The sequence below is a fragment of the Bacillus coahuilensis m4-4 genome (assembly GCF_000171615.1).
Classification (GTDB): Bacteria; Bacillota; Bacilli; order Bacillales; family Bacillaceae_K; genus Bacillus_T; species Bacillus_T coahuilensis.
This window is the reverse complement of sequence record NZ_ABFU01000030.3, coordinates 1-26,304: the sequence shown is the minus strand read 5'-3', so window position 1 is coordinate 26,304 and position 26,304 is coordinate 1. Positions and strand designations below refer to the sequence as shown.

24 protein-coding genes, 7 pseudogenes and 1 other annotated feature are annotated in these 26,304 nt (G+C 35.3%); of the genes and pseudogenes, 5 read left to right on the top strand and 26 right to left on the bottom strand.

Annotated features, from left to right (window positions below; translation table 11 throughout):
* Positions 1-54: 54 nt before the first annotated feature.
* The 9 genes and pseudogenes from M44_RS21475 to yfmF all read right to left on the bottom strand — a co-directional run bounded on the left by M44_RS21475 (position 55) and on the right by yfmF (position 7,606).
* Positions 55-1,291: pseudogene (locus tag M44_RS21475) on the bottom strand (competence/damage-inducible protein A).
* Between the two features lie 22 nt (positions 1,292-1,313).
* The gene (gene pgsA, locus M44_RS07930) at positions 1,314-1,892 is read right to left on the bottom strand and encodes a CDP-diacylglycerol--glycerol-3-phosphate 3-phosphatidyltransferase (RefSeq protein ID WP_010172572.1); all 579 of its coding nucleotides are present in this window, start codon (positions 1,890-1,892) and stop codon (positions 1,314-1,316) included.
* An 80-nt stretch (positions 1,893-1,972) separates the two neighbouring features.
* A complete protein-coding gene (locus M44_RS21470; RefSeq protein WP_050770938.1) occupies positions 1,973-2,752 on the bottom strand; it encodes a helix-turn-helix domain-containing protein in 780 nt (259 codons plus the stop codon).
* Positions 2,752-2,883, bottom strand: a complete 132-nt coding sequence (locus tag M44_RS28780) for a helix-turn-helix domain-containing protein (protein ID WP_010172570.1) — start codon at positions 2,881-2,883, stop codon at positions 2,752-2,754. Before M44_RS28780 ends, M44_RS21470 begins: the two co-directional genes overlap by 1 nt.
* Positions 2,880-3,695, bottom strand: coding sequence for a DUF3388 domain-containing protein (locus tag M44_RS07920; RefSeq protein WP_010172569.1), 816 nt, complete (start codon positions 3,693-3,695; stop codon positions 2,880-2,882). Before M44_RS07920 ends, M44_RS28780 begins: the two co-directional genes overlap by 4 nt.
* Before the next feature lie 166 nt (positions 3,696-3,861).
* Complete coding sequence (locus M44_RS07915; protein WP_010172568.1) at positions 3,862-4,155, bottom strand: DUF3243 domain-containing protein; 294 nt, start codon at positions 4,153-4,155, stop codon at positions 3,862-3,864.
* A gap of 68 nt (positions 4,156-4,223) precedes the next feature.
* Complete coding sequence (gene ymfI / locus M44_RS07910) at positions 4,224-4,949, bottom strand: elongation factor P 5-aminopentanone reductase (protein WP_010172567.1); 726 nt, start codon at positions 4,947-4,949, stop codon at positions 4,224-4,226.
* Positions 4,950-5,036: 87 nt separating this feature from the next.
* Positions 5,037-6,327 (bottom strand): annotated as a pseudogene (gene yfmH, locus M44_RS21465) (EF-P 5-aminopentanol modification-associated protein YfmH).
* Positions 6,327-7,606: pseudogene (gene yfmF / locus M44_RS21460) on the bottom strand (EF-P 5-aminopentanol modification-associated protein YfmF). Before yfmF ends, yfmH begins: the two co-directional pseudogenes overlap by 1 nt.
* Before the next feature lie 175 nt (positions 7,607-7,781).
* Here yfmF and M44_RS07885 point away from each other — a divergent pair.
* Both M44_RS07885 and M44_RS07880 read left to right on the top strand, forming a co-directional pair.
* Complete coding sequence (locus M44_RS07885) at positions 7,782-7,997, top strand: YuzF family protein (protein ID WP_010172565.1); 216 nt, start codon at positions 7,782-7,784, stop codon at positions 7,995-7,997.
* 19 nt (positions 7,998-8,016) lie between these two features.
* Positions 8,017-8,907, top strand: a complete 891-nt coding sequence (locus M44_RS07880) for a manganese catalase family protein (RefSeq protein ID WP_010172564.1) — start codon at positions 8,017-8,019, stop codon at positions 8,905-8,907.
* Between the two features lie 37 nt (positions 8,908-8,944).
* Here M44_RS07880 and M44_RS07875 read toward each other — a convergent pair whose 3' ends face one another.
* From M44_RS07875 to M44_RS07845, 7 genes and pseudogenes are all read right to left on the bottom strand, one after another.
* Complete coding sequence (locus M44_RS07875) at positions 8,945-9,904, bottom strand: ABC transporter permease (RefSeq protein WP_010172563.1); 960 nt, start codon at positions 9,902-9,904, stop codon at positions 8,945-8,947.
* Positions 9,905-10,951, bottom strand: a complete 1,047-nt coding sequence (locus tag M44_RS07870) for an ABC transporter permease (protein WP_010172562.1) — start codon at positions 10,949-10,951, stop codon at positions 9,905-9,907.
* A pseudogene (locus M44_RS21455) lies at positions 10,944-12,475 on the bottom strand (ABC transporter ATP-binding protein). Before M44_RS21455 ends, M44_RS07870 begins: the two are co-directional and overlap by 8 nt.
* Before the next feature lie 222 nt (positions 12,476-12,697).
* Positions 12,698-13,841: pseudogene (locus tag M44_RS21450) on the bottom strand (BMP family lipoprotein).
* 4 nt (positions 13,842-13,845) lie between these two features.
* Positions 13,846-14,574 (bottom strand): GntR family transcriptional regulator, encoded by a 729-nt coding sequence (locus tag M44_RS07855; protein ID WP_010172559.1) that lies wholly within the window; start codon positions 14,572-14,574, stop codon positions 13,846-13,848.
* A 568-nt stretch (positions 14,575-15,142) separates the two neighbouring features.
* Positions 15,143-15,472: a hypothetical protein gene (locus tag M44_RS07850; RefSeq protein ID WP_010172558.1), complete on the bottom strand. Its 330-nt coding sequence runs from the start codon at positions 15,470-15,472 to the stop codon at positions 15,143-15,145.
* Positions 15,473-15,767: 295 nt separating this feature from the next.
* A complete protein-coding gene (locus M44_RS07845) occupies positions 15,768-16,064 on the bottom strand; it encodes a hypothetical protein (RefSeq protein ID WP_010172557.1) in 297 nt (98 codons plus the stop codon).
* 503 nt (positions 16,065-16,567) lie between these two features.
* Positions 16,568-16,823 (top strand) — a binding site (T-box leader).
* Between the two features lie 66 nt (positions 16,824-16,889).
* Between M44_RS07845 and M44_RS21445 the strand changes: the two are divergent.
* Positions 16,890-18,142, top strand: a pseudogene (locus M44_RS21445) (MFS transporter).
* A gap of 434 nt (positions 18,143-18,576) precedes the next feature.
* On the opposite strand, the gene M44_RS07830 reads toward M44_RS21445, so the two are convergent.
* The 9 genes from M44_RS07830 to M44_RS26875 form a co-directional block, all read right to left on the bottom strand.
* On the bottom strand, positions 18,577-18,825 hold the full coding sequence (locus tag M44_RS07830; RefSeq protein WP_010172554.1) for a hypothetical protein: 249 nt from the start codon (positions 18,823-18,825) through the stop codon (positions 18,577-18,579).
* 761 nt (positions 18,826-19,586) lie between these two features.
* Positions 19,587-20,369 carry a nucleotidyltransferase domain-containing protein gene (locus M44_RS07825; protein ID WP_010172553.1) on the bottom strand — a complete coding sequence of 261 codons (783 nt, stop codon included), beginning with the start codon at positions 20,367-20,369 and terminating at the stop codon, positions 19,587-19,589.
* A gap of 121 nt (positions 20,370-20,490) precedes the next feature.
* Positions 20,491-21,021, bottom strand: coding sequence for a putative periplasmic lipoprotein (locus M44_RS07820; protein WP_010172552.1), 531 nt, complete (start codon positions 21,019-21,021; stop codon positions 20,491-20,493).
* A gap of 355 nt (positions 21,022-21,376) precedes the next feature.
* Positions 21,377-21,706 carry a class I SAM-dependent methyltransferase gene (locus tag M44_RS28035; protein WP_010172551.1) on the bottom strand — a complete coding sequence of 110 codons (330 nt, stop codon included), beginning with the start codon at positions 21,704-21,706 and terminating at the stop codon, positions 21,377-21,379.
* Between the two features lie 73 nt (positions 21,707-21,779).
* Positions 21,780-22,559 carry a DUF2268 domain-containing putative Zn-dependent protease gene (locus tag M44_RS07810; RefSeq protein WP_010172550.1) on the bottom strand — a complete coding sequence of 260 codons (780 nt, stop codon included), beginning with the start codon at positions 22,557-22,559 and terminating at the stop codon, positions 21,780-21,782.
* A gap of 310 nt (positions 22,560-22,869) precedes the next feature.
* Positions 22,870-23,145, bottom strand: coding sequence for a hypothetical protein (locus tag M44_RS07800; protein ID WP_155814925.1), 276 nt, complete (start codon positions 23,143-23,145; stop codon positions 22,870-22,872).
* Positions 23,146-23,620: 475 nt separating this feature from the next.
* Complete coding sequence (locus tag M44_RS07795; RefSeq protein WP_081447449.1) at positions 23,621-24,418, bottom strand: alpha/beta hydrolase family protein; 798 nt, start codon at positions 24,416-24,418, stop codon at positions 23,621-23,623.
* Between the two features lie 256 nt (positions 24,419-24,674).
* Positions 24,675-24,911, bottom strand: a complete 237-nt coding sequence (locus M44_RS07790) for a hypothetical protein (protein WP_010172546.1) — start codon at positions 24,909-24,911, stop codon at positions 24,675-24,677.
* A gap of 6 nt (positions 24,912-24,917) precedes the next feature.
* On the bottom strand, positions 24,918-25,085 hold the full coding sequence (locus tag M44_RS26875; RefSeq protein WP_010172545.1) for a hypothetical protein: 168 nt from the start codon (positions 25,083-25,085) through the stop codon (positions 24,918-24,920).
* Positions 25,086-25,214: 129 nt separating this feature from the next.
* Between M44_RS26875 and M44_RS26075 the strand changes: the two genes are divergently transcribed.
* Together M44_RS26075 and M44_RS28030 are read left to right on the top strand one after the other, a co-directional pair.
* The gene (locus M44_RS26075; protein WP_081447448.1) at positions 25,215-25,421 is read left to right on the top strand and encodes a transposase domain-containing protein; all 207 of its coding nucleotides are present in this window, start codon (positions 25,215-25,217) and stop codon (positions 25,419-25,421) included.
* A 107-nt stretch (positions 25,422-25,528) separates the two neighbouring features.
* Positions 25,529-25,682, top strand: a pseudogene (locus M44_RS28030) (group II intron reverse transcriptase/maturase); the annotation flags it as partial.
* Positions 25,683-25,833: 151 nt separating this feature from the next.
* Here M44_RS28030 and M44_RS07780 read toward each other — a convergent pair.
* Positions 25,834-26,304, bottom strand: a 471-nt coding sequence (locus M44_RS07780) for a GNAT family N-acetyltransferase (RefSeq protein WP_237705237.1), incomplete at its 5' end; no start/stop codon positions are given.

Here is a 26,304-nt window from a genome sequence, read left to right as displayed (position 1 = left end):
TCAACCACTTGATCTAACCGGGTTTGATGTAAAAAAGGGCACAGATTCTATCTGTTACCCTTTTTGTAATTCTTTTAATAAATAGAAAGCTCCGTACTTAGTACTTCTATTTCGTATTCCTTCACGACTTCCTGAAAGATTTAATAAATAAGCTTTGGTAGTAGTTGGGGTTGACACACCAACCCAAACAGTGCCCACCTCTTTCCCTTCAAGCTGAGTAGGTCCCGCTACTCCTGTAAAGCTAACACTATAATCTGAATGAAACAGCCGCTTTGCATTCTTTGCCATTGAGATAGCACACTGTTCACTAACCGCACCAAACTCATGTAAAATATCTTTCGAAACGCCTAGAATGGTCATTTTCACTTCATTAGAATATGTAACCAAACCTCCGTTATATACAGCGCTTGCTCCATTTATGGATGTTAGCTCGCGTTGAAATAGTCCACCTGTCAAACTCTCAGCAGATGTTACGGTTTGATTTCGTAATGACAGTTGGTGAACCAGCTGTGAATACAAAGTAGAGTCATCATAACCATAAAGATATTGACCAACACGTTCATGAATATCTCTTTCAAGTTTTCAATTAAATTTTTGGCTTCTGATTTAGTGTTGGCCATGGCCGTTAATCGAAGGGTAACTTCGCCATTTTCAGCTAAAGGAGCAATAGTAGGATTCAATTGTTTGTCTAATAAATCTTTAATCTCGGTTTCTAATTGGGCTTCACCAATCCCAAAAAATCGTAAAACTTTAGAATGTAAACACTAAATTCACCCTTTAAGTTTACTAGCAGTTCCTTGGCTTTATTAGTAAACATAGGCTTCATTTCACTAGGAGGACCAGGTAAAAGTAGATAATGAATACGATCTTTACTCTTAATCATCCCTGGAGCCATACCATTGTCATTTTTGAATACATGAGCACCACTAATCACTAACGCTTGTTTTCTATTATTATCAGTCATGACACGATTCACTTTTTTAAAGTAATTCTCGATATGATCTAATGAAGGTTGGTGAATAACTAAAGGGAAAGAAAGATGATCAGCGACCACTTCCTTGGTAAGATCATCTTCCGTTGGACCAAGACCTCCCGTGAAAATAATTAAATCTGCTCGCTTTTCAGCTATTTGAATCGCTGCTTCTAGTCTTTTTTTATTATCACCAACGACGGTATGATAATAGACAGATATTCCAAGTTCAGCAAGCTCTCTAGATAGAAATTGTCCATTCGTATTGGAAATTTGACCTAATAAGAGCTCGGATCCAACGGCAATAATTTCAGCATTCATACAAAAAGCCCCTTGCGTAAAGTTATTTCGAGTTTTTAAATACTTCTTTATTTTTATTAAAATAGTCCCATCCAGACCAAACGGTAAAGAATAATGCTACGTATAACGATATCGTTCCAAAGGGAATATTCCACAGCTCAAAAATAATATTGTAAAGAAGTAAAGAAGAAATTGCCACAATTTGAGTCCACGTTTTAATTTTCCCAAGATTGTTCGCTGCTACTACTTCTCCGCCGCCTGCAAGCACTAAGCGCAAGCCAGTTACAGCAAATTCTCTAGCTATGATGGTAATAACGATCCATGTGGCAGCAAGTTCTAAGTCAACAAGAACTATTAACGCAGAAGAAACAAGTAGCTTGTCTGCTAACGGATCTAAAAATTTACCTAGATTGGTGACTAAGTTAAACTTACGAGCATAATAACCGTCTATCCAATCGGTAGTAGAAGCAACGATAAAAATAATAGCGCCAATGAAATGGGCAATTGGAATCGATGTGCCAAGTAAGTTGATTACCCCCCATTCAAAAGGAACCAACATAAATAGTAAAAAAATAGGTATCAGTACTATTCTAGAAATCGTAATTTGATTTGGTATATTCATCATAATCCTCCGCGTAAAAGATAGTAGCGCCTAACTATATTGATGCCATGACATCAACTAAGACAGGCGCTACCTCCTCATTATTCTTCAGTGCTCTCTTGTTCTAATTTTTCAATAATTATTTCTTGAGTAATCCCATTACTAGAACTTGGATCAATCTCATACTGAAGCTCTTGACCATTAACACGAATGATCGTATTCGGTGCACTTCCTACTTTAATTGTAACGCTTGTAGCCTCATTTAAATCAAAGGACTCCACTTGTGTATCTTTAACGAAATTATAATACACTCTTTCTCCGTTAGAATCGGTCATCGTAATCCATGATTCCCCGCCAGGTGCCGCCTCTAGTTCTACCGTAAAATCATCTGAATTTGATAGAGTGTAAGTAGTAGAGGTGCCGGAAGTTTCTTTTATAGCTAATACCGATTGTGGTTGGCTATCTTCTTCTGGCTCACTTGAAGGAGTCTCTTCTGTCTCAATCGGTTCTGATTGTTCTTCTGGTTCATCCTCTTCAATTATTGGATCAGATGTTTCTTCAATAATTACTTGTTCTTGTGGTTCATCTGGAACTTCACTCGAATTGGTTGTATTCATTGCCTTTTGAATAAAATAATAAGCAACTACAATTGCTAAGATAACAAAGAAAATGACAAGGAACATGGGGAAGAACTCCATTAACTTTGACCCTTTTTCAGACACTTGGCTATTTGTTTTAACTCGGGAAAGTGGCTGTTGATAATCGTCTGGTTCCGTTTTAGGTACATCATTGGCATATTCAGAAAACAGCTCATCAGAATTTAAATTTACTGCCTCCGCATATTGCTTAATAAATGCACGAACGTAAAACTTACCTGGCATCACACTATAATTACCTTCTTCAATTCCTTGAAGATATCTTTTTTGTAATTTTTGTTTATTTCTTGTACGTCTTCTAAAGATAGCCCTTTTGCTTCACGAGCTTCTTTCAATCTAGAACCTAGTTCAGTCAACTGTAACACCTTCCACTATTTAAAAATCGAATCCACCAAAAATCATGATCTTGAAAAAATTGATTTCGTTGAATAAGTTCATATGTAATCTCTTCATTTGGATCATTTCTTAGTTCTATAATGTAATCAAAATCTTCCATCGTATATTCCGTGTTTTGCACAAAAATATCAGGATGCTCAATTACTTTAACCGAATTCATTCTCATAATTTCTCTAACTAACTGCCAGTGCTTTTCATTTGATGTCTTGGCTGAAACGATACCATCAAGGATAAAAATATTATTAGCATTGTACTCATCTTGTATTAATTGACTTCGGATGGTCTGCTTAATGAGCGTTGATGAAACAAAAAGCCATTTTTTGTTAGCACAAACACTGGATGCTACAATAGATTCTGTCTTCCCTACTCTAGGCATTCCTCTAATTCCTATTAGTTTGTGTTCATCTTGTTTAAATAATTCAGCCATAAAGTCAACTAATAACCCTAATTCATCTCGAACAAATCGAAAGGTTTTTTTATCATCAGCATCTCGTTGAATATAACGTCCATGCCTTACTGCTAAACGGTCACGTAGTTTAGGTTCTCTAATCTTTGTCACATTAATGGTATCCATTGTGTGTAGGATAGATTCTAATCTTGTTATTTGAGCATCCGTTTCAGCTAGTAATAGCATCCCTCGGCGCCCCTCATCTACTCCGTTAATGGTCACAATGTTAATAGAGAGCATTCCAAGTAATGAAGCGATATCACCTAACAAACCTGGACGATTTACTTGAATTTCATATTCTAAATACCATTCTTTTTTATCCATACGTACACCTCCCAAAAAGGAGTGAAATTTTGTAGAAACTTGTCATTATATTTATCATATATGATTTTAACATATAAGGAAAGTTTTACGTGAGATAACTTATGTGATTTACATAAATAAAAAAAGGAATTAATACAACTTAACTTTTAAATGATCTGATTATTTATTATAACAAAAAAAGAGAGGATATCCTCTCTTTTTTTACTTTAGTTCCGTTATTTTGAACTAATTTAACCATCATATTTGCGATAGCATGTTGTTCTTGTTCAGAAGCAACCGACCAAAGGTCTGCTAATACTCTCTCTTGGTCATTTTTAGCTTCAACTTGCTTAGCTAAATAATCACCTATCTCGTAAGCTAAATCATTGACTACTTTTTCGTCCATACCTTCATTTTGGGCATGGTGCAAACGATCACCTAAGAAATTCTTCCAATCTGACCAGTTATCTAATACACTCATGTTTGTATGCCTCCCTTTTTGTATTACAGTGTTAGTTTGCATTACAAAAATGAAAATATGCATGTAATTTACATGTGCCAGCCACCATTTATGGAAAGTACATGGCCAGTAATATACTTTGCATCCTTCGATAGTAAAAAGCTAATAGATCCCGCTACTTCATGCGGATGACAAAATCTTCCTAAAGGAATCTCTTCCACCATACTTTGTCTTTCATCCTCTGAAAAACTGCCCATCATAGTTGTATTTACTACACCTGGTGCTACACAATTAACGGTAACCCCACTTGGTCCAACCTCTTTAGCTAATGCTTTCATAAAGGCGATTTGTCCTCCTTTAGCAGCTGAATAAACCGTTTCAAAAGAAGCACCTGTTTCTCCCCAAATAGAACTAACATATACGATACTCCCCTTTGTTTGTAAGAGTTTTGGAAGTAAGCGTTGAGTTAATAAAATCGGTTGTTCTAGATGTAATTTCATTTGATTTTTAATTTCTGTTTGAGAGATATCCTGCAGAAGTCCATACGAAGAAGTTCCAGATGTATAGATGAGGCTATCTATTGAAAAAATCGAGTGTTCAATTTTTTCAATGGCCTCCTCTTCTAATAAATCACATTGTAGTGGAATACATTCTATTTGTTCATCCTTTAATGCATTAATGATTTCTATAACAGCTTCTTCATTTTGATGATAATGAAGATATAAAGACCAGCCTTCCTTTCCTAGCCTTAATGCTGTTGCCTTACCGATTCCACCACTTGCCCCTAAAATTAATGCGAATTTTTGGTCGTTCATTTTTAACTCCCTGTTCTTGATAGAATATTGAGCATGTCTAAAGCTTACGTAGAAAGACCTTCTAGATGTCTAGAAGGTCCATATTTTTCATGAAGATTTTGGAATCACCTGACAAACGGTTAACCGATCTTCGGATACAAAGTTCACTGCTCTCTCTTTCACATCATCAATTGTTATGGTTTCTAGAATAGGAACTACCTTAAATAAATCCATCTCATTAAATGCGTAACGAGTAAATTGGTTCGCGATGTACTCAGGTGAATTAATTGCTCTTAGGAAAGCTCCTATTTTTTCTTTTTGGTACGTTCAAGAGATTCTTTCGTTAAATCTTCACCACCGCTAGCATTTAACAGAATTGATTTAAGACGTTCTGCCAACTTATCTGGATGCCTTGTGTCTCCACCTAGCATAGCAAAACCAAAGCCTTGTTCCTGAGTATAATCATATGAAAACGATTCATCAATTAACCCTTCATTATAAAGTTCAAAGTAATGATCAGAACTTTTTCCAAACATCATATCTAGCATAACATTTGTCATCAGTTCTTTCTTTAACATGTCATCACCTTTTTGTCCTAGTTGATTTTCTTTAATTCCAACCAGGCATTTAGATGATTGCACATTCATTTCTAGCACCTGCTTTTCTCTAGCAACAGAAGGAGGTTCTTCGTCAAATTTACGCTTGATTTCAGATTGATTCTTAAATGGTTTGTTCTTTTGATTATCTTTTACAAGCTTCATGACTTCATTTGGTTCTACTGAACCCACCACAAATAACAGCATATTACTCGGATGATAGAATGTTTCGTAGCATTCGTATAGCATATCCTTCGTGATGTCTGCAATACTTTCGACAGTTCCAGCGATATCAATCTTAACAGGATGGTGATGAAACATATTTTGGATGAGTCCGAAATATAAACGCCAATCGGGATTATCCTCATACATTCTAATCTCTTGACCAATAATTCCTTTTTCTTTCTCAACAGTCTTTTCCGTAAAATACGGCTCTTGAACAAAGTTTAACAGTGTTGTTAAATTAGAATCAACATTGGAGGTACTTGAGAATAAGTAGGCGGTTCTTGTAAAAGAAGTGAATGCGTTTGCAGATGCGCCTTGTTTACTAAAATGCTGAAACACATCTCCTTCTTCCTTTCAAACATTTTGTGCTCAAGAAAATGAGCAATCCCATCAGGCACTTTTACAAAATCATTTTGATTAAGAGGAATAAAATGATTATCAATTGATCCGTATTTTGTTGTAAATGTGGCATACGTTTTATTGAAGCCCTTCTTAGGAAGAATATAGACATCTAGCCCATTATCTAACTTTTCATAGTATAATTCCTCTTGAAGTTGGTCAAATTGAATTTTCTCCATTAAGCTCCCTCCTGTTCTGTTAAAAAGTAGATGGTATCTAACTGTACTTTTTTGGCTGCTTGAACAATTTCATCTTTCGTTGTTCCATCTATTTTTTCAATCCATGTCGTTAACTCAATGTCAACACCAGAAACTACATTATGATAAAGAACTTCTACTAACCCTCGAGAAGTATCAATCGTTTCTAATAATTGATTTATAATTACTGCCTTCGTCTGCCGGATGTCTTCCTCGCTAAAGTCTCCCTGTCTCATAGCTTCTAATTGTTCATTTATGATCGTTACTGCTTGATTATAATTTGGAAAATCAATACCTGACATAACCATCATCACACCTTTATGACTTTCCAAACGACTTGCAGCATAATACGCTAAACTCGCCTTTTCCCTTACATTAGCAAATAACTTAGAATGAGAAAAACCAACCAAATATGCCATTGAATACTTGTAGAGCATAATAATCTTGATCACCAAATTGTATAAACGTTCTATATCCCATATTTAGTTTCCCTTGACTAATTGGCTGACGATCAATTACCTCTTTAACATTTGAGCGGGACGCTACGTCTCCTTTTGGTCTCGTGTTTCCAGTACGTTCAGGTAATTGAATATACCTATTGGTTAATTCAATCACTTCACTTTCTTCTACATCTCCAACAATATAAAGATCTAAATCATCTTCATTGATGGCTTTTTCATAGTAATCGAATAAGTCTCTAGGAGTAATGGCGTCTACCTTACCTTTAATGCCATAAGGCTGCATAGAAAAAGCTTCACCTTTAAACATTTCTTCTGTTATACGTGAGTTTGCATATCTCATTTTGTCATCATAAATAGACTCGATCCGTTGCAGTTGATTTTCTTTTTTCTTTTTGAACAGTTTCTTTGTGAAATGCACCGTCTTCTAAAAGTGGTTGAAGAAGAATTTCCTTTAAAAACGCAATGGCTTTTTCTAAAAGTGGCGTTTGATCTTTTAAAAATTTCTCATTTGCTAACTCAATACTAAAGCTCATTACGTGCTGCTCTCCCTTTTTACCTACATCTACAAAAAAATGAGCACCATATAATTCATCAAGATAGGATCGTAATTTTGTTGTTGTTGGGTAAGCATTCGAGCTACTTTGTAATACATGAGGTAGTAACCCTCTTAATGTCACAGTGTCTTCTGATAAAGGTGCCTTCATTTTCCAAACAATTGTATTGGTCTTATACTTTTCAGTTTTTACGATATGTAAGCGGTAACCTTTTTGCTTGTGAATTACTTCATTCGTTAAAGTCATCTTCTTCCTCCTTCGTTAATTCCAAAGTATTTATACTTACTATACATTTTTTCGTAAGATGTATACAAGAATTTGCCTTTCACAAACTTTTTCTTTCTTTAATGCAGACAATCTTTAATTCAATTTATACCACATATACATTTAAAGGAGGTTCAGTGAAGGGAGGGATAGTGCTTTGAGTAATGAGCAAGTCAATTTATTTTCTATCATTGATGCCTATGTTTATCAATCATTTACTTCCATAATTGGTGAAATGGTTGTCGTTCAGACCACACAAGGTTCATTAAGAGGTGTACTTAAAACGGTTATGCCAGATCATTTAGTAGTAGAGATTTCGAATCGACCATTTTATATTCGAACAACTGAAGTAGTATGGGTTTCACCCGAATAAGCATACGGAGGAGATCAACATGTTTAAGCGCATGGATCGAATGTTAATCGAGCTAACCGTGCCTGAACACGGTGATGCAAATGCTGCTGCAGCTGTTCAGGAATTACTTGGTGGTAGGTTTGGAGAAATGTCAACTTTAAATAATTATATGTATCAATCATTCGGTTTTAGAAATAAGAAAAAATTAAAACCTTTCTACGATTTAGTTTCAAGTATTACCGCAGAAGAATTTGGCCATGTTGAGCTCGTTAATACAACCATCAATCTTCTTACAAAAGGAACAACTTTTCCTGGTGACCCAGATATTGCTCCTCTGCAAAATGCCCTGTCAAAACGAAATTCCTATCATTATATCGCGACCGCCCAAACAGCTCTTCCTGGTGACTCAATGGGGAAGGCATGGACAGGAGATTATGTATTTAACAGCGGCAATCTAGTACTTGATTTACTTCATAATTTCTTTCTAGAGCTAGGAGCCAGAACTCATAAAATGAGAGTATATGAAATGACCGATCATGTAACAGCAAGAGAGATGATTGGATATTTACTTGTGAGAGGAGGAACTCATGCCCTAGCCTACGCAAAAGCCATTGAGATTGTAACAGGTGTTGAGGTACAAAAGTTGATACCTGTACCAGATTTAAGTAATTCACGTTTTGACTTTGCTAAAAAATATGAAGAAGAAGGGTTGAATAACATTTTATATACATGGAGTGATACAGATTATAAAGATATTAACCAAATTTGGAAGGGAACAAATCCTGAAAATGGAAAGCCTTTACGTGTAGTTGAGGGAACTCCAAAAGGAGCACCTATTCCTGATCTTGATGATCTACCTGAAGAGTTTGCGCCTGGTATTGATCCTGATGATTATAAGAGAATTGCGAAGAAATTGCTCGAAAACATATAAAACAACCACCCTAATGTCATTAGGGTGGTTATTGCATTTAACGATTTCCTTTAATATAAGTAGTTCCTAATGCTTTAGGCGCATCCGCTTTCCCAATGAATCCGGCTAAAGCGAAAATGGTTAATACATACGGAGCAATCAATAAGTAAACATTCGGTATGTTTTCAAAAAGAGGTAAAGAACCACCAATAATACTCAAGCTTTGAGCAAATCCGAAGAATAATGCTGCACCCATTGCTCCAAGTGGATGCCACTTACCAAAGACTAAAGCAGCTAATGCCATAAAGCCTTGACCATTTATCGTCGCGTGAGAAAAATCTGAAGAAATGGCTTGAGCATAAACAGCTCCTCCTATACCTGCTAACGCACCAGATAATGTAACACCAATATAACGCATCTTTGTCACATTAATTCCCATAGTATCAGCAGCCATTGGATGTTCCCCTACTGAGCGAAGACGAAGACCAAATGGAGTTTTAAACATAACAAACCAAACCAATATTGCCACAATGATAGCTAAGTAAGATGGCAGATAGATATTATTGAAGAAAATATCTCCGATGACTGGAATATCCTTCAATAAAGGAATATCTACTTTCCCGAAACCTTCACGAATAATATCTGTTTGACCTTTTCCATAAATAATCTTCACTAAAAATAATGATAACCCTAAAGCTAGCATGTTAATGGCAACCCCAGAAACGACTTGGTCAGCTCTAAATGTTATAGAAGCTAATGCGTGAAGAAGGGAGAATAGCGCCCCTACTATCATGGCAACAAGTAACGCAATCCACGGTGTAGCGTCACCCAAGCTTCCAGCAAACGTAAGGTTAAATACAATTCCTGTAAATGCTCCAGTAACCATTAACCCTTCTAGTCCGATGTTTACAACACCTGAACGCTCAGAGAAAGCTCCCCCAATAGCTGTGAAAATAAGTGGTGCTGCCCAAATTAATGTAGCAGAAATAATAATGGATAATGTATCAACTAACCCCACTTACTTCACCCCCTTTTTGCTAAGACGATCGATAAAGATTCTAATTAAATAACTTGAAGCAACAAAGAAAATAATTAATGCAATAATAATATCAACTAATTCATTTGGCACCCCAGACTGAAGTGGCATATTTAATGCCCCTTGTTTTAAACTACCAAATAATAATGCAGCTAATATGATACCAATTGGACCTCCTGCACCTAATAAGGCCACGGCGATTCCATCAAATCCTGTTCCAGTAAATCCACCTTTAATAGCAGCGTAACCAAAAGTTCCTAGCCCTTCCATTGCTCCTGCTAATCCAGCGAATGCACCAGAAATCACCATGGATAGAATAATATTGCGATCCACATTCATCCCAGCATATTGTGATGCGTGTTGGTTAAATCCTACAGAACGTAATTCATATCCTTTTGTTGTTTTTTCTAAAATAAACCACATTAAAAATACAGCAATAAGAGCAATAACAATTCCCCAGTGAAGCCTTGAGAAATCTGTTATACCAGACAAGAAGTCAGAACGTAATGTCGCTGTTTCAGCAACGGATTCTGTACGATCACTTTGTTCTGATAAAACATTTCTAATAATATGATTCGTTACATGAAGAGCAATATAGTTCATCATGATCGTAACAATAACTTCATGAACTTTAAATTTAGCCTTTAATAACCCAGGAATGAACCCCCATAAAGCTCCCGCAAGTGCTGCAGCAATAACCGCTAATGGAACGTGGATAATTGCTGGAAAGTCAAAAGCAATCCCTACCCAAACAGCAGCAAGCCACCCAACGATTAATTGTCCTTCCACACCAATATTAAATAGTCCAGTTCTAAATGCAAAGGCCACGGACAACCCAGCTAGAATCAAAGGTGTAACTTGACGAATCGTTTCACCAATATAATAAGACTCTCCAAAAGCTCCACTCCATAAAGCAGATAAAGCAATAATAGGGTTATAGCCTGTTACTAACATAATGATGGTTCCTACTAAAATACCTAAAATGGTTGCAATCACAGGAATTAGGCTATTTGTTAAACGATTAGACATGAGATGATTCACCTGCTTTCTTCGATTGACCAGCCATTAATAACCCAAGTTCTTGCTCTGTTGTTTCTTTTGGATTAACGACGGCAACAATCTCACCTTCATAGATAACGGCAATTCGATCACTAACATTCATAATTTCATCTAATTCAAATGACACTAATAAAACGGCTTTTCCTTGATCACGTTGTTCAATTAGTCGACTATGAATGAATTCAATAGCCCCTACATCTAATCCTCTTGTAGGCTGTGCAGCAATCAGAAGGTCTGGGTTTCTATCAACCTCACGCCCAATAATGGCTTTTTGCTGATTACCACCTGAAAGCGCACGAGCTAGCGTGTATTCGCTAGGTGTTCTGACATCAAATTCTTGAATGATTTTCTTTGCATAGGAATAAATATTTTATAGTTTAAGATACCAGCTTTCGAATTTGGTTCTTGATTATACGTTTGAAGAACCATGTTTTCTCCTATAGGAAAATCAAGAACAAGTCCATGCTTATGACGATCTTGAGGAATATGACCTACTCCTGCTCGAGTGATTTGTCGAGGTTTTTGATTTTGAATTTCTTTTCCATTTATCATGATCTGTCCAGAATCAGATTTCATTAGCCCCGTAATGGCTTCAATTAACTCAGTTTGTCCATTCCCGTCTACACCAGCAATCCCGACAATTTCACCTGCACGGACCTCTAGATTAAGTCCTTTTACAGATTTAATGCCACGTGAATCTAAAACATTTAACTCTTTAATTTCTAACACGGGTTCTTTTGGACTAGCTGCTGTTTTTTCCGTTGTGAAGGAAACTTCACGTCCCACCATTAAACTAGCAAGCTCGTTCGGATTTGTTTCTGAAACATTCACCGTACCAATTCCTTCTCCTTTACGGATCACTGTTACTCGGTCACACACTTCCATAATCTCTTTTAATTTATGAGTAATTAAGATAATGGATTTTCCTTCATTAATAAGCGTTTTCATAATTTGAATTAGCTCAATAATTTCCTGAGGTGTTAATACAGCGGTTGGCTCATCAAAAATTAAGATCTCTGCACCACGATACAATGTTTTCAATATTTCCACACGTTGCTGCATTCCAACAGATATATCTGAAATTTTTGCCGTAGGATCAACTTTTAACCCGTATCGTTCAGAAATCTCTTGTACCTCTTTTTCTGCACTTTTAATATCAACGGTTCCCATTTTTTTAGGTTCACTACCTAAAATAATGTTTTCGGTTACAGTGAAAGTATCCACAAGCATAAAGTGCTGATGAACCATTCCTATACCAAGGTCATTCGCAATATTAGGGTTTGTAATATTCACCTTTTCCCCCTTAACGCGAATCTCTCCTTTTTCAGGCTGATACAAACCAAATAACACGTTCATTAGAGTAGACTTACCTGCACCATTTTCACCCAATAATGCATGAATCTCACCCTTTTCCACTTGAAGTGTGATGTTATTATTGGCAACGATTCCAGGGAACTCTTTCCGAATATTAAGCATTTCAATAACATATTCCATACATCTATCACTCCTCATCCAATCATTCAAGGATTATTACGTTTAAAAGTATGAAGTCAGACCTTAAAGGGTAAAAAAATTAAGATCTCACCACAAAAACCTTCAATGAAAAACAGAAGATTTCTTCTATTCTTCAGTTAAGATTTTTGTAAAATCTAGGGAAGTCTCTCTTTTTTGTAAGAAAGGAATAAGAAGCTAAACCTTCTTATTCCTTCTATAATCTTAAAGTTCGCTTACAGAAGCAGGAACTTCAATTTCACCATTTTTAATTTGCTCTTTATATTCTTCAACCTTTGAGTTGATATCATCTACGTTTTCAACATCTGGATTTACTGGAGCTAGACCTACACCATCTTCAGCTAATCCATAGTTAATTACTTCTCCACCAGGGAATGTACCAGCTTTAGCTTGTTCAGCTAAGTCTTTAACAGCAACGTCAACGCGTTTTAATGCAGAAGTTAAAATAATGTTTTTCTCTTCTCCATCAATTTCTAGTAAACCTTCAGCAGTTTGGTCAGCATCAACACCAATTGCCCAGATGTAACGGCTAGGATCTTTTGCTTTTAAGTCACGAGCTTCTTTGAATAGCCCGTTACCTGTAGCACCAGCAGCGTGGAAGATAACATCTACATTAGAAGAGTACATAGAAGCAGCAATGGTTTGACCTAATTCTGCTTTATCAAATGCACCTGCATATTGAGAATCAACTTCTGCGTCAGGATTTACAGCTTTTACACCAGCGATAAAACCAGCTTCAAAGCGATCGATTACTTCAATTTCCATTCCACCAATAAAACCAACTTTATTTGTTTTTGTTAGCAAGACCAGCTGCAACACCCGCTAAGTAACCTGCTTCATTTTCTTTAAATGTAATACTTGCAACGTTTGGTTGTTCTACAACGGCGTCAACAATTCCAAACTGAGTTTCAGTTTGCTGGCTAGCAACGTTGTTCACTGCATCCATCATAAGGAATCCAATACCATAAACTAAATTGAAATCTTGGCGAGCAAGAGTATTTAAGTTTGTTTCATAGTCAGCATCTGATTGAGATTGTAAGTAAGAGTAACCTTCATTCCCTTCTTCTAATCCATTATCAGCACCATAGGCTTTAATTCCTTCCCATGCAGATTGGTTGAAGGACTTATCATCCACCCCACCTACATCTGTTACCATTGCTACTTTGAACTTTTCTTCAGTTGAATCTGTTGAACCAGTAGACCCTTCATTTGTCTCACTAGAACCACAAGCACCTAAAAGTGTTCCTGCTGCTAGTACTAGAGATAAAGCTAATCCAAACTTACGCTTTTCATAAAACTTAACCCCCTGATAAAATTGGTTTTTTGTAGAATTAGTAGTGAAGCAAATCACTTTAGTACACGCGTTTTCTTAGCACATGAAAACTAAATTTATCTGCTCTAAAATAGTTAACAGAATAGAGAATTGGGCGGTCATATTCATCGTAGTGCATCTGCTTAAGGATCAGCAGTGCCGTTTCAGGTTCACATTCAAGAATGGGTGAAATTTTTTCATGATAACCAAAAGGTTCAATATGAGCGACTGCATATGAAATGGAATGCTTTCCTTCATTTTCTATTAAGTTGAAAATGGAACCGTCTGCGTGAGATAGATTTGCTGGAGCACAATCCATTGGAATCTTATCAACACAATATACGACTGGTTCACCGTTAGCCGTTCTTACCCGCTCAATCATTAAAACCTTTTCATCTTCTTCAATACTGAATTTATTGATATCTTCTTCAGAAGCTGTAGCAGTAGATGAATTTAGGAAGATTGTACCAGGCTCCATTCCTGCTTGTCGGATCATATTAGAAACACTATTTAGTTGCTCAATACCTGATGTGAATAGTGGCTTTACATTGACAAATGTACCAACCCCGTGACGCCTTACAATGACATTCTCTTCCTCTAGTATTCTAAGAGCCTCTCTTAGTGTTGCTCTTGAAACACCTAACTGCTTAGAAAGTTCGAACTCAGAAGGTAACTTGGATTTCTCTTTGTATACTCCAGTTTCAATATCCTTCTTTAATCGATCAATGACTTGTAAGTATAAATGCCTGTTGTCTGAGCGTATTGTCAAAATAAACCACCACCATATGAACTTTTACCACTAACATGATTCTTTCCTACTAATCGAAAATACTATAACACTTTTCATTTTATAAATAAATAGAATCTAAGCATTTTGTCGAAAAAACTTGAAAACAAGAATATTCTTAAAGTTCTGATGGTGTTAAAAAGCGCTTACAACAGTATGAATAGGGTTACATTTTCTTTTTTTGGTTAGATTAGATCACCCTTTCCAATTTTATACTCGACTACTTTTCAAATGAAAGCGTTTTTAATAGTATAGCATATTAAAAGATTATTGGATAGATGTCTGACGTCTATTGGTAATTTATTTATTAAGCTTAGCTATTTTATTTTGAAAAACATTAAGATTACAAGCAAACATTGTAAACATCTTCCCTAATACTGGAGTATTTATAACTACTTCTTCAGACTTATACTTTTTTCTCTAACAAAAAAAGAGCTTAGTGAAATCACCTTAGCTCTTGTCATAGAGGGAACTATTCTATTACTGTATAAATGCCTAAACAAGACTCTTGAACTTTAATAGTGTCTATATTTATATACAGTTTTTACAGTTAATTCTTCTTTAACAGTAGACTTTTCCTCTTAAGATAGATTGTAGTTTCTAAGGTTGTAGGTAACCAAAGAAAGCGATAAAGAATTAAAAAAGAAGATAGTATACTACCTATTGCATTAAGCACTACTAGACTAATTTTCACCTTACCTCCAATACCGATAAAAGCGAATATAAAACCGACAATACTTATCATTAAAGGAAAAAAGATACTTATATTTAATACTGCTACATATAATGGATTCCCCCATTCTGTTAAACCAACAACAATTGGAAAAACAGATATAATAAAGAAAACTGCTGAAAAAATGGATGCATTCCTTTTTTTCATATCAGATTCACCCCTTAATTGCATTGTATTTCTAACTGGAAGTGTGCAATCAGTCCAAGAAGAATAAATACGCTACCTCCATAATAAATCTTCAGCTAATTCCAGCATTTTGTTACAGCCGCAAGGTTTACCATTTCCAAATCGTATATCCATTGTCTGTCATGCACAATCTCATGAACCACACTTTTAATTCCAAATCATTCTATTATAAACCTCTCAATGATGAATAGTTAATACAAAAAGAATTTTACGGCTAACAATGAAGGGATGAGTATTATTGTGGAACCTAGTAGTATTAAACTAACCCAATTCGATGATCTGTTTCCCAAATTTCAGCACCATCAATAATCCAACCTAATCCCATCAATAAACAGGCAATAAATTGTACAGTTTGAAGAGAAAGTATAATTCCTACAAATAACAGAACGTATCCAATTTCACCTAACAGATGAAATAACACCTTACTAGGATTCTTTAAATCTTCTTTTACTAGATTTTTTTCTTCACTTGTTAGTTTCTTGTATTCTTTCTTCACTACTATATAGCTTATTAATAATGTTAGCACTACTGCACCAATTTGAACTATTAGCATGTAGCCCCCACTCCATAAAATAAAGTATATAGAAACATTAATAAAAACACCCAATATTTACCCTTACTTCTATTTTGCATACGGGTTACCAATCCTAATCAATACCCACTAATTCCCACCTTACGTGTAATCATGAATAACTTCATGTTATGCCTAATAAAGGTATTTCAATTTTACAAAGCTGCCATATGATTACAAGAACGTCTTTCTTTTTGCTCACATTCCTTTCAAATCGCTGGATTTTTCCAACTCTTCTTTTTTTATGTTATATACGTTTCTCAGAATGTAAAAGTTTCATTTATCCGGAATATTCAATTGTTTTATAGGTACATATCAACCCTCATCTCCCCATTACACCTATTAATTGTTTACACTCTTTTCACTTTTCAGAAAGGGTATATGGAGTAAATTAACCAAGCCATTCAAGATAAAAGCATTTTTATTTGATACTAAAAAAGTTCTTTACTTTCTCTTTAAATTTTTGGTATTATTAACCACAATAAATAAATGCTTTGAAGAGAAGAGTATAATCGGCAATTCTTAAAAGAGAGCTCCGGTTGGTGAAAAGGAGTAAGAATGAATGGTTGGAAGCAAGCCTCTGAGCAGCGCATTGGATCCATGTAGGTGATAGTGTGACAGGAGCTCCTGTTATAGAGCTAAGGTATATGTATGAATTTCATACCGTACCTAACGAGGGTAATAGGGTAACCTATTACCAAACTGGGGTGGCACCGCGGAACGCTATAACTCGTCCTCAAGATTCAGTTCTTGGGGGTGAGTTTTTTTATTTTCAAATTTTAGATTCATAAAGGAGAGAATAAGAATATGCGTTCAAAAGAGGTTATGTCTTCGTGGAAATACCCTTCCATTTTATTGTCCAGTATAGGAATTACAAACATAGGTGAATGGGTGTATTTTATCGCATTAAACTTAATTGTACTGGATAGGATGGGTGTAATGGCTGTCTCGGGTCTATATATACTTCGAGCATCATCAACACTTTTTACTAACTTTTGGTCCGGTAGTATCATAGACCGAATCAATAAAAGGCATCTTATGGTGTTCCTTGCTATTTTCCAAGGGACATTTATTAGCATACTGCCATCCCTCTCTTCACTATGGATCATATACTGTACTGTATTCATCATAAGTATAGCTAGTTCCATGTATGAACCCACATCGATGACTTATATCACAAAGTTCATTCCTCATCATCAACGAAAACGATTTAATTCACTTCGAAGCTTAATTGATTCTGGAGCATTTGTTATCGGGCCTGCTATTGCAGGAATGTTGTTTATGATTGGCACACCAAATTTCGCTATTTACATGAATGCACTAGCTCTATTTGTATCATCACTATTCACCCTATTCTTGCCCAATATTGAAAAAGAGGACTTCATCGAAGGTACTAATGAAAAAATTAGCGTAAGGGTATTAAAAACAGATTGGAAATTAGTTATTGACTATAGTCGGAATCACATCTACATTTCGATTATTTACGTACTAATTAGTTCTGTGATGGTCTTAGCAACTGCCATCGATTCACTAGAAGCAGCATTCTCTCTAGAAGTACTCTCATTAACGGAGGGAGATTATGGCTTACTAGTGAGTATTGCAGGAGTTGGCATTATCGTTGGAGCTTTAGTCAACATAATAATTGTTAAAAAAGTTGCTACTTCCTGGCTCATTGGTCTAGGTTCCATTTTGATTTCAATCGGGTATATCATTTATGCTTTTCAGACGATTTTTTTACCGCCTCTCTTGGCTTTTTTGTCCTATCATTTTCGATGGCATTTATGAACACAGGATTTGACACATTTTATCAAAACAATGTTCCAGCCAATGTAATGGGTCGAGTAGGTAGCATATATGGTTTTATTGAAGCTTTTTTCATCATTATTGGGACCATCATTTTTGGTCTATTAGCGGAATTCCTATCCATTCGATTTGTCGTAGTAGCAGGAAGCCTAATCATGTGTTTCGTAACGATTTTATTATTCATCGTCAATACCAGGCCTTCTAAAGCAGCGTATTATTCTGAGGAACACACATTCCAAATTTCTAACACGAAGTAAAAACAGAGTATAACTAAGGCCCAATTTTCAATTCTTTTGGAAATTGGGTTAAAGTATTTCCCTTTGTACTATAACTTCCTAAACACCAATCTGACGACGGACGAGGGGACAGGGACTTTGTCCTGCTGAAGAACTTGAACCTCAAAAAAACCCTACTAATTCTTAGTTAAATGCCATGAGGTACGGATCAAGGCTTTTTTGTTTTTTTAAATTACGTTTTAGCATTTAAGTGGTAGGGGGTAGTCAAATCCTAGGTTCGTTAGATTAGACAAGGTAGAAGACAAGGTAGAAGACAAGGTCCCTGTCCCCTTAACATTCCTTATTCTCGCAATCAGCCCTTTTATTTAATACCAATACTTTCAAATCTCCTACAAAAAGGCAATCTCCAAAATAAAGAAAGGTACTCTTCTTTTTCGTGAAGTGCGCCTTATGTCTTAGATAAGATTATTGGAAACTTTTTTAATAAACCTCACTAACCACCATAAAAAGATTACTATTAAAGCACTTTCACAAGCACTTATCCCAAGTACAAATAAGAATGTCCCTATATCTTCAAATTCATTAAAACCATTGTATTGTAGTTCCCAATTTCTAAAGATATTTTGAATACTCATGATGATCATAATGAAAGGAAATAAAATCCAATAAAAACTTTTGATAGTATTAGGTAAACGGAACTCCATATTTAGCCCCCCTTTGGGAGTCGTGGGGACGGTTCTCTTGATTCTAAAGTTTCAATATTCTTAAAATAAAATCGCTAGAACCGTCCCCTTGATTCCAAATAATTATTTATTTTGACCAAATCAGCCCCAATGTCCACAACACCCCTAAGACGATAATGATACCACCACTTATTTGGTGCATTAAGTGAACTTTATCTCCCCATAGTATCTTTGAACGGGCAACCAAAAGACGATAGATAATAAAATCACTCTTAACTGTCCCAAAAACTAAATAAAAATAACCCTGCTAAAATCATCAATACGCCCCATAATAAGTTCATTTTTATTCCTCCTCTTGTTGTTTCTATCTGTTGCTAGATATATACGGACAACCTTTAAAATTGGTTTCATGTATTCATCAATATAACTCCCTCTATAAAAACAGAGATAACTCTTGTTTTCTCGATTATTCTCAATATTCCTAAGAGTTTTTATATAGCTAAGACATTTGAAGTATGGGTAGATGTTGAAAGTAAGGGTAATTTTGGGTATAAAGAGAAAAAGAAAGCTAACCTAAGTAAATAAAATTCTAATTAGCTTGTTACAAATGGCCATCATGGACTGCATTTTTAAAATTCCTAGCATGATAACAAATATTGAGATTGGCAAAGTTAAAATATCAATTATAGGAGTAAGAAGACCTGAGTCGTGGGGACGGTTCTCTTGTTTCTAAAGTTTCAATATTCTTAAAATAGAATCCCTAGAACCGTCCCCTTGATTCTTTACTTTAAGTAGGTTCTGGAACTGGAAGTTCTAGAAGCAGCCAATACAGTTAAAGCCTTCTCAATATAACTATATACTTCTTCTGCAATCCCCAGAAATTCTTCAACATCTACATTACTATCTAAATAACACGCATACAGATAGTCAACTAAAGCTGAATCAATATTGGAATAATCTGATATGGCACTCTTCATATTAGTAATATCATCTTGCCAAACCCCTGTATCTTCTAAAACCAAAGAGTATAATGCACGAATTAATTTCTTTGAGTAACCTTTGGTATATCTAGATTTCAATGAGTCATCATTGGCATTAGTTAGAAAACCGCGAACGCGAGCCACCTCCTCTTGAGTGTCTGAATTCAAGTCTATTATGAACTCAGGTGAAATAAGAATAGGCGGTACTTCTTCGCCAATATCAGTACCATGCATACAAACACAGATTATTTTGAGCCAAAATCCCCATTCAGTGGGCTTTCTTCTTACATCATCCAGTGAACAAATAACCGTATCAACCTTGGTTACTAATCGATATTTTTGCAAAATCTGGTCCTTCAGACATGAAACTCTATCATAATCTATATCTTCTGGTCTTTCGCATACTATTGTAAAATCTGCATCAGACTTAAATGGCTGAGCAGTACCTTTAGGAATTGAGCCACACATATAAATACTGTGAATTTTCCCATTGAACTCTGAAAGCAAGCTAGCTGAATACTCCTCTACAAAAGTCTTGTACTCACTCTGAATATTGATTTTCTTTATAACCTTCTCCAGAACCATATCTGGTCTCCTTTTTTCTTCTAAGTCATTTTATCTCCCCATATATAAAAATATATCATTTTATTATCTTTTCTCTTATTGCTTTATTCACTATCCTGTCCCTTTATAAGGAGGACCGTTACTAATTACCTGAAGAAGATATTGAAGTCATTGAGTTAGCTATAATTTTCAATTGTTCTAATGAAATTTTTTCGCCTAGTGATAATATAGACAGCGTATGAAATGCCTCATTGTCATTTGTCCAAATAATTGTTTTATCCTGTTTATTATCTTTCCTTATATTTGCTTCGATGCCATTATCTAATTTAAGCGTTTCTACCGCATTCTCATCATACGGATCAAGCCCTTCTAAATAGGATGTTGTGAAATGCACGACAATTTTATCATTTTTTTCTTCAGCGACAGATATAAAATGTAGGGCTGTAACAAGTACCCTTCCATCTGAGGTTTCTTCTTTACGATAGCTTGGTTCCTCTATTTTGAATGGAAACTCGGTAGGAACAATTATTTTTTCTTGAATTTCCTCAGGCAATTCACTTATTTGGTCAAAAATGGTTTGCGGATATTCATCCACAGGTAACTCATAGTTAGCTTTGTTAGAACAAGCTACCATTGATAAAGTTAAAAGCACAATAATTAGCAGTTTTTTCATAAATAAAATTCCCCCTTTAATACCTTTACGAACAAAAAAGCATAAAGTTCCACACAGCCCATTATTCAATTAATGCTGCCCTTTAATGGAATAAGGGCAATCGTCGGATCAATTAGATTATCTTCTGTTATTGCCCCCCTTTAATTAAAGTGCATATCTTCACAAAGTTATCTATTTATTTCTCAATATAACTGATTGGAAGTGGAATTTTCCGCCAACTATGTCTTTTGGCACCACTTCAAAATTTTCTATTATAAACAGTTCTGATAATAATTCTTTTAGAGATGCATCATCATAAAAGGAAAAAAWTCTTTTAGGAGTATAAGGGTCATCTTCCCAAATCCCTTCAGAGTTTTCACCACCATAAACTCCTAAATAAAATAATCCAGATGGTTTTAAACACCCTTTTTATTTCATTTAAGACACCTCTAATGTCTTCTTTGGGAACGTGCAGTAAGCAATTAAGACTCCAAATGGAATCAAAGTGGTGATTAGGAAAATCAAGATTGTAAAAGCTCATAACAGCAGCATTTAAACCCTTATCTCTGCACAGCTTAATCATTTCAGATGATATATCGGTACTGAATGTAGTTAATCCTTGCTCTTTAAAATAAAGACTATCTTTCCCTGTCCCTGCTCCAATCTCCAGTAACCTACTATAATTTTCATTATGTATGCTTTTCAAAAAAATCTCTCTTTGTTTATTCTTCCAGTCGGGTATATCCGATGAATTTCTTTCAACCGCTTTCTTATTGGCATTAAAAACTACTTCCTTTTAGAACCTCCTCAGCATCTAATTGAGTCCATTGCTCAACTTTAACAGAAGGGTGATTTTCTATATAACTCTCAACAATCCTATATCCCAATCTGTAATTCGCCCATGTTGGAATCGCTTTGGAAGGATTCCCACTTACAAAGTCAATGTAAATATCCCTATCAGTCGAATCTATATTTTTCGTTAACTCCTCTAGAATTATGTTCTTTGTTTCTTCCGTTAGGGGCTCTTGTTCCCAAGGAGGATTTTTATCTGGATAAACACTTCTAGCAAACACTTCAGCCTGACCTTCAGTGATGAATGAATCTAACAAAGTCCCTCCCATAACGCCTGCTTCCTCCATACGTACAGTATGATGGTATTCGTGAGCCACCAAATATTTTAAAGCTTCTTCAACAAACGAAGGGTCTATTTTAACCAACACTGCATTCTCACTAAATGCTGCACCTGTTACTCCCTCCATTTCTTGAATCGGAAAAGTATCTTCAGGAGAGAGTGGCATAACAAAAAACGTTTTATCATTCCCAGGAAGAACCGCGGTTGATTCTAAAAGAGCTTCTTTAATCAAGTCATTTATTAATTCTTGGTTTTTCAGCAACTGGATTGTATTCTCTTCCAATTTGTTAATATTATTAGTAGGAGAAAAGAAAGAAAAGTAACCATTTCCTATATTTACATCATTATTCCAAGCTATAAATTGAAACGGTTTTAACACGTTATCAATATAGACTTGTTTATTATTTATCGACTCTTCTTCCTTCATTTCTTTTGTATATTCTAATACTTCTTCATATAAAGGAATAATTCGTAGATTTTGACCGTTTTGAAAAACTCCGCCGACTCCTGAGAAAGGACTTCATCCTCGCCATTATACTCAGAGATGCTCTTATTAGAACAACTCACAAGTWAAATTAAAATTGAGACTAAAGTTAATAGATTGAATGCTTTTATCATTTCCTCACTCTCCTTTTGTAAGGGAGTCGTTTGGACGGTTCTCTTGTTTCTAAAGTTTCAATATTCTTAAAATAGAATCGCTAGAACCGTCCCCTTGATTCCCCATACTCCCTTGTTGATCAAACGGATTTTTCTTTATTCTTCCTAAGTATTTCCTTGATAACTAATCCATCACTTTTTATACCATTTAGATACTTGTTTCGAGATTTATATCTGTGAGGAATGGCTGTATTAATAAATGTAGCGAATGATAGAATGGCAAATGCAACTACTAATCTTTTAAAATTTCCTTCAATGTAATAAGACAGTATTAATGCAAGAAATGCAGCCATAAAGGAGAATATAGGTCCACTTGCCATAATAATAATCTCTTTAATTGGTGTTACTTTTTCCACACTCTCATCACTTTCTTCTTTTTTAATTATAACAAAAGCCTTCTGAAGCAATTCGAATATGAAAATTTACTCTTCCTATCTTAAATTTAAGACAACTTCTGCTATTAGGTGCTCCTAAAAATAAATTAGCCTCACGCTCTTTCATAGTTAGAAGGATACCCGTTGCATGACCTAGCTCATGAATGAAAATATTAATTGGACCCAAAACAAATACTGTTATGAGGATTAAAAGTATTATTATAAAAAACCCCCTCCAATATAACTGCTAATTGGATAACACACTATCAATTATTTTAATATTTATTCATGTGATCAATATTCTTATTCAAAAATTGTAGTAAAGGGCAAAAGAGCAGTAATCTTATTACAGATTTGCGCCCGATTATTGAAGACTTGAGACCGAGAAATTTTGGACTTCAAATAAAGCCTCCGTTAACGGAAGATGGCATATCAGTAACCCTTCCTAAACAACCTGTTACCTCTCACTAATTTCTTTATACCAATTTTCCATTATTTCATATAAATCAGCTTGGTGTTTTGTTAAACCATGGTCACCATCTGGTATGAATTCGAGAGTGGTATGTTCATTCTGGTTTTCTTTTTTTAATTTCTCATAAAATTTTTGTGTAAGTTCCCAGTTCATTACTTCATCCTTTTGTCCCTGCACAATTAGAATTGGGATCAGAGACCTTTTTATTTCGATAGATTCTTCCTTGGTTTGGATAGATGTTGGGTCATACTTTCCAAATTCCTGATGATATGTTTCTAAAAACCCCTTATTCCAATCATTATCAAGATTATCTTCTGCCCATGGGTATAATAAGTCCAGTCCAACATACGGGTTTATTGCTACAACATTGTTAATATCTTTTCTTGTTTGAGATAACTTCAATGCTACCCCGCCACCCAAAGATGTACCGCCTACACTAACAAAACCAGACCTAATTGCGCTCTCCATATTCGCTTCTTTAAAATGGGCATACAAAGCATCAATGGCATTATTGGTATCTATCGTGGCACCGCTCAGCCCATCGACCGTTCCCTTGCTATCTCCATAACCTCTGTATAAGGGACTGAGAGTAATTATTTCACTTTTAGCATCACTTAGCATAGTTTCAGCATCCAGATTATCACCAGAAATACTTTGTACATTTTCTATATCTAAGGGAATTACGTATCCTCCGTGACATGATACAGCTAAAGAGTAATAGCCTTTTTTCTTAGGGATTGTTACATAGGCTGATGTCTCAATACCTTCACTCCAATACATCATCTGATATGCGATTAAATCAGGGTCTATTCCAATTACGTCTATTTGGTTGAACGATATAACCCTACCATCTGCTTTAGGTGTATCATGTGATTCTTTTGATTCTATTTGTTCTGGTGCAGTTATTTTTTCTTCTGATTGAATTCCATCAGAATCATCAATAGTTGGATATGAACAACCGACTAATCCAAATATTAAAGTTAAGTGAGATACAATAGTAAAAATTTTCGTTTGAATTGGAAGGACCTTCTGTTATCGTTTAAATAAAATATTCAGTATAATGGATCTCAGTGATACCGAAACTCAGTATTATAAACAATGTAATTTCTAGGATCAAAGGAGATAGACGGAATTGGAATCGTTTTATTCCACCTTCATCTTGTCCAGTCCAACCCTTTGTGCCCACATTCATTTGGTTATGTATATGAGTGGTGTAATAGACAAATATCCATAATAATCCGAAAATCCATGTCTCACCCAGAAATAGAATCTCCATTACGTCTCATCCAAAAAACTCTGCCACTCCCCATATCAATCCGCCTTCTATCAAAATTTTATTAAATACAATCATCGCTTTCTTTAAGTAATTTCCCTCCTTTTCCCAATACATACGCTCAACATCCACATAAGGTTTCATAACTTTCAATAAATTCGCAATAAAGTTACTCAATTAAACTCCCTCTATAAAGAAAGAGATAAAGCTGCCCTTTACTTTAACAGTAGGGGCTGCTTGTTCATAAAACGCCCCCGTTTCTTGAAACGCACGATAAAACCCTTTGTCATTGGATGAAAAAACTGTTTGTTTTCAAGCTCTGTAAAAGGAGTCAACGCAAGTGCGACCATTTATAGCATTATCGTGTCCGCGAAAGAAAACGACTTAAATCCGTATCAGTATTTAACTTGTTTATTTGAGATGTTACCGAACAGTGATCTCGATCAACCTGAGGCGCTTGATTCGTTACTACTCTGGTCAAAGCACTTACCTGACACGTGTCGTGTGAGGTAATAAATAAATTGAACCCATGAACCGCACCTTAAAGAGAGTGCGGTTTTTTTGTACCCTACCACAAGTTGATCAAAAGATATATGTGTTGTTAGTTTGACGCTTACGTTGCACTCAATGTTCCAAAATGGAAAGCATATGAGTGGGGGAATACCCGTAAGGGATATTGTAGGGTTGCCAATACTACACAGAGCCCTTGGTAACTCCTACTGGAATCGCCAAGGGCTCGTTAGTCTTATCATAAGATATGAAAGTCTTSGATAATAATATTGATTAAACCGCAGAATACCAAACTGATCTTAAATTAATAGACATTAGGGTAATAAAAATGTTGRGTGAGCGTTTCAGCAGTCAGTTGTTGAACAACACATATAACRCTCGGAAAAAAGATCATTTATCTTTATTGATGTAACATTTACAAAATTGATTTTCTAAATGAATAGCAAAACCTTTCATAATTATTTTTATCTTCATAAAAGCGATGAGCATCTACTCGCATAAGACCTGATTCTAATGCAACAAACTTGCAATCGTTCACAGATGCAATTTGCTCAAGATATTGCATCATTTTATTTCCATACCCTTTTGATCTGTCTTCAGTTGCTGCAACTAAATCATATAGATACAAGTGTCTCTTATTATAAAAATTTGTTCTTATTGCGTATCCAGCCAACACTTTGATATCACCTTTATCTACAAGTCCAATCATTTGATATCCTTCAGATTTCATGACTTTAAATAAATCTTTATACTCTTGCTGACTCAAATCTGTTCTCAATTGAGTAAATAAAGAAAAAGTATCAAGCAAGTTGTTTTCATCAATCGTTAAAAAAGTATGCATTGTGACCTCCTGAATTATTAACTTGTTAGGAGTCGCTGGGGACGT

Excerpts from the sequence above, each read along its gene's own strand:
- M44_RS07850 (WP_010172558.1), bottom strand. The coding sequence starts at position 15,472 with ATGAAAAAAAGGAATGCATCCATTTTTTCAGCAGTTTTCTTTATTATA.
- M44_RS07810 (WP_010172550.1), bottom strand. The coding sequence starts at position 22,559 with ATGAAGGAAGAAGAGTCGATAAATAATAAACAAGTCTATATTGATAAC.
- M44_RS07845 (WP_010172557.1), bottom strand. The coding sequence starts at position 16,064 with ATGCTAATAGTTCAAATTGGTGCAGTAGTGCTAACATTATTAATAAGC.
- M44_RS07820 (WP_010172552.1), bottom strand. The coding sequence starts at position 21,021 with ATGAAAAAACTGCTAATTATTGTGCTTTTAACTTTATCAATGGTAGCT.
- M44_RS07830 (WP_010172554.1), bottom strand. The coding sequence starts at position 18,825 with ATGGAGTTCCGTTTACCTAATACTATCAAAAGTTTTTATTGGATTTTA.
- M44_RS07825 (WP_010172553.1), bottom strand. The coding sequence starts at position 20,369 with ATGGTTCTGGAGAAGGTTATAAAGAAAATCAATATTCAGAGTGAGTAC.
- M44_RS07870 (WP_010172562.1), bottom strand. The coding sequence starts at position 10,951 with ATGTCTAATCGTTTAACAAATAGCCTAATTCCTGTGATTGCAACCATT.
- M44_RS07915 (WP_010172568.1), bottom strand. The coding sequence starts at position 4,155 with ATGAGTGTATTAGATAACTGGTCAGATTGGAAGAATTTCTTAGGTGAT.
- M44_RS07795 (WP_081447449.1), bottom strand. The coding sequence starts at position 24,418 with ATGATGTATTGGAGTGAAGGTATTGAGACATCAGCCTATGTAACAATC.
- ymfI (WP_010172567.1), bottom strand. The coding sequence starts at position 4,949 with ATGAACGACCAAAAATTCGCATTAATTTTAGGGGCAAGTGGTGGAATC.
- M44_RS07920 (WP_010172569.1), bottom strand. The coding sequence starts at position 3,695 with ATGGATAAAAAAGAATGGTATTTAGAATATGAAATTCAAGTAAATCGT.
- M44_RS07880 (WP_010172564.1), top strand. The coding sequence starts at position 8,017 with ATGTTTAAGCGCATGGATCGAATGTTAATCGAGCTAACCGTGCCTGAA.
- M44_RS07790 (WP_010172546.1), bottom strand. The coding sequence starts at position 24,911 with ATGGAGATTCTATTTCTGGGTGAGACATGGATTTTCGGATTATTATGG.
- M44_RS21470 (WP_050770938.1), bottom strand. The coding sequence starts at position 2,752 with ATGCCAGGTAAGTTTTACGTTCGTGCATTTATTAAGCAATATGCGGAG.
- pgsA (WP_010172572.1), bottom strand. The coding sequence starts at position 1,892 with ATGAATATACCAAATCAAATTACGATTTCTAGAATAGTACTGATACCT.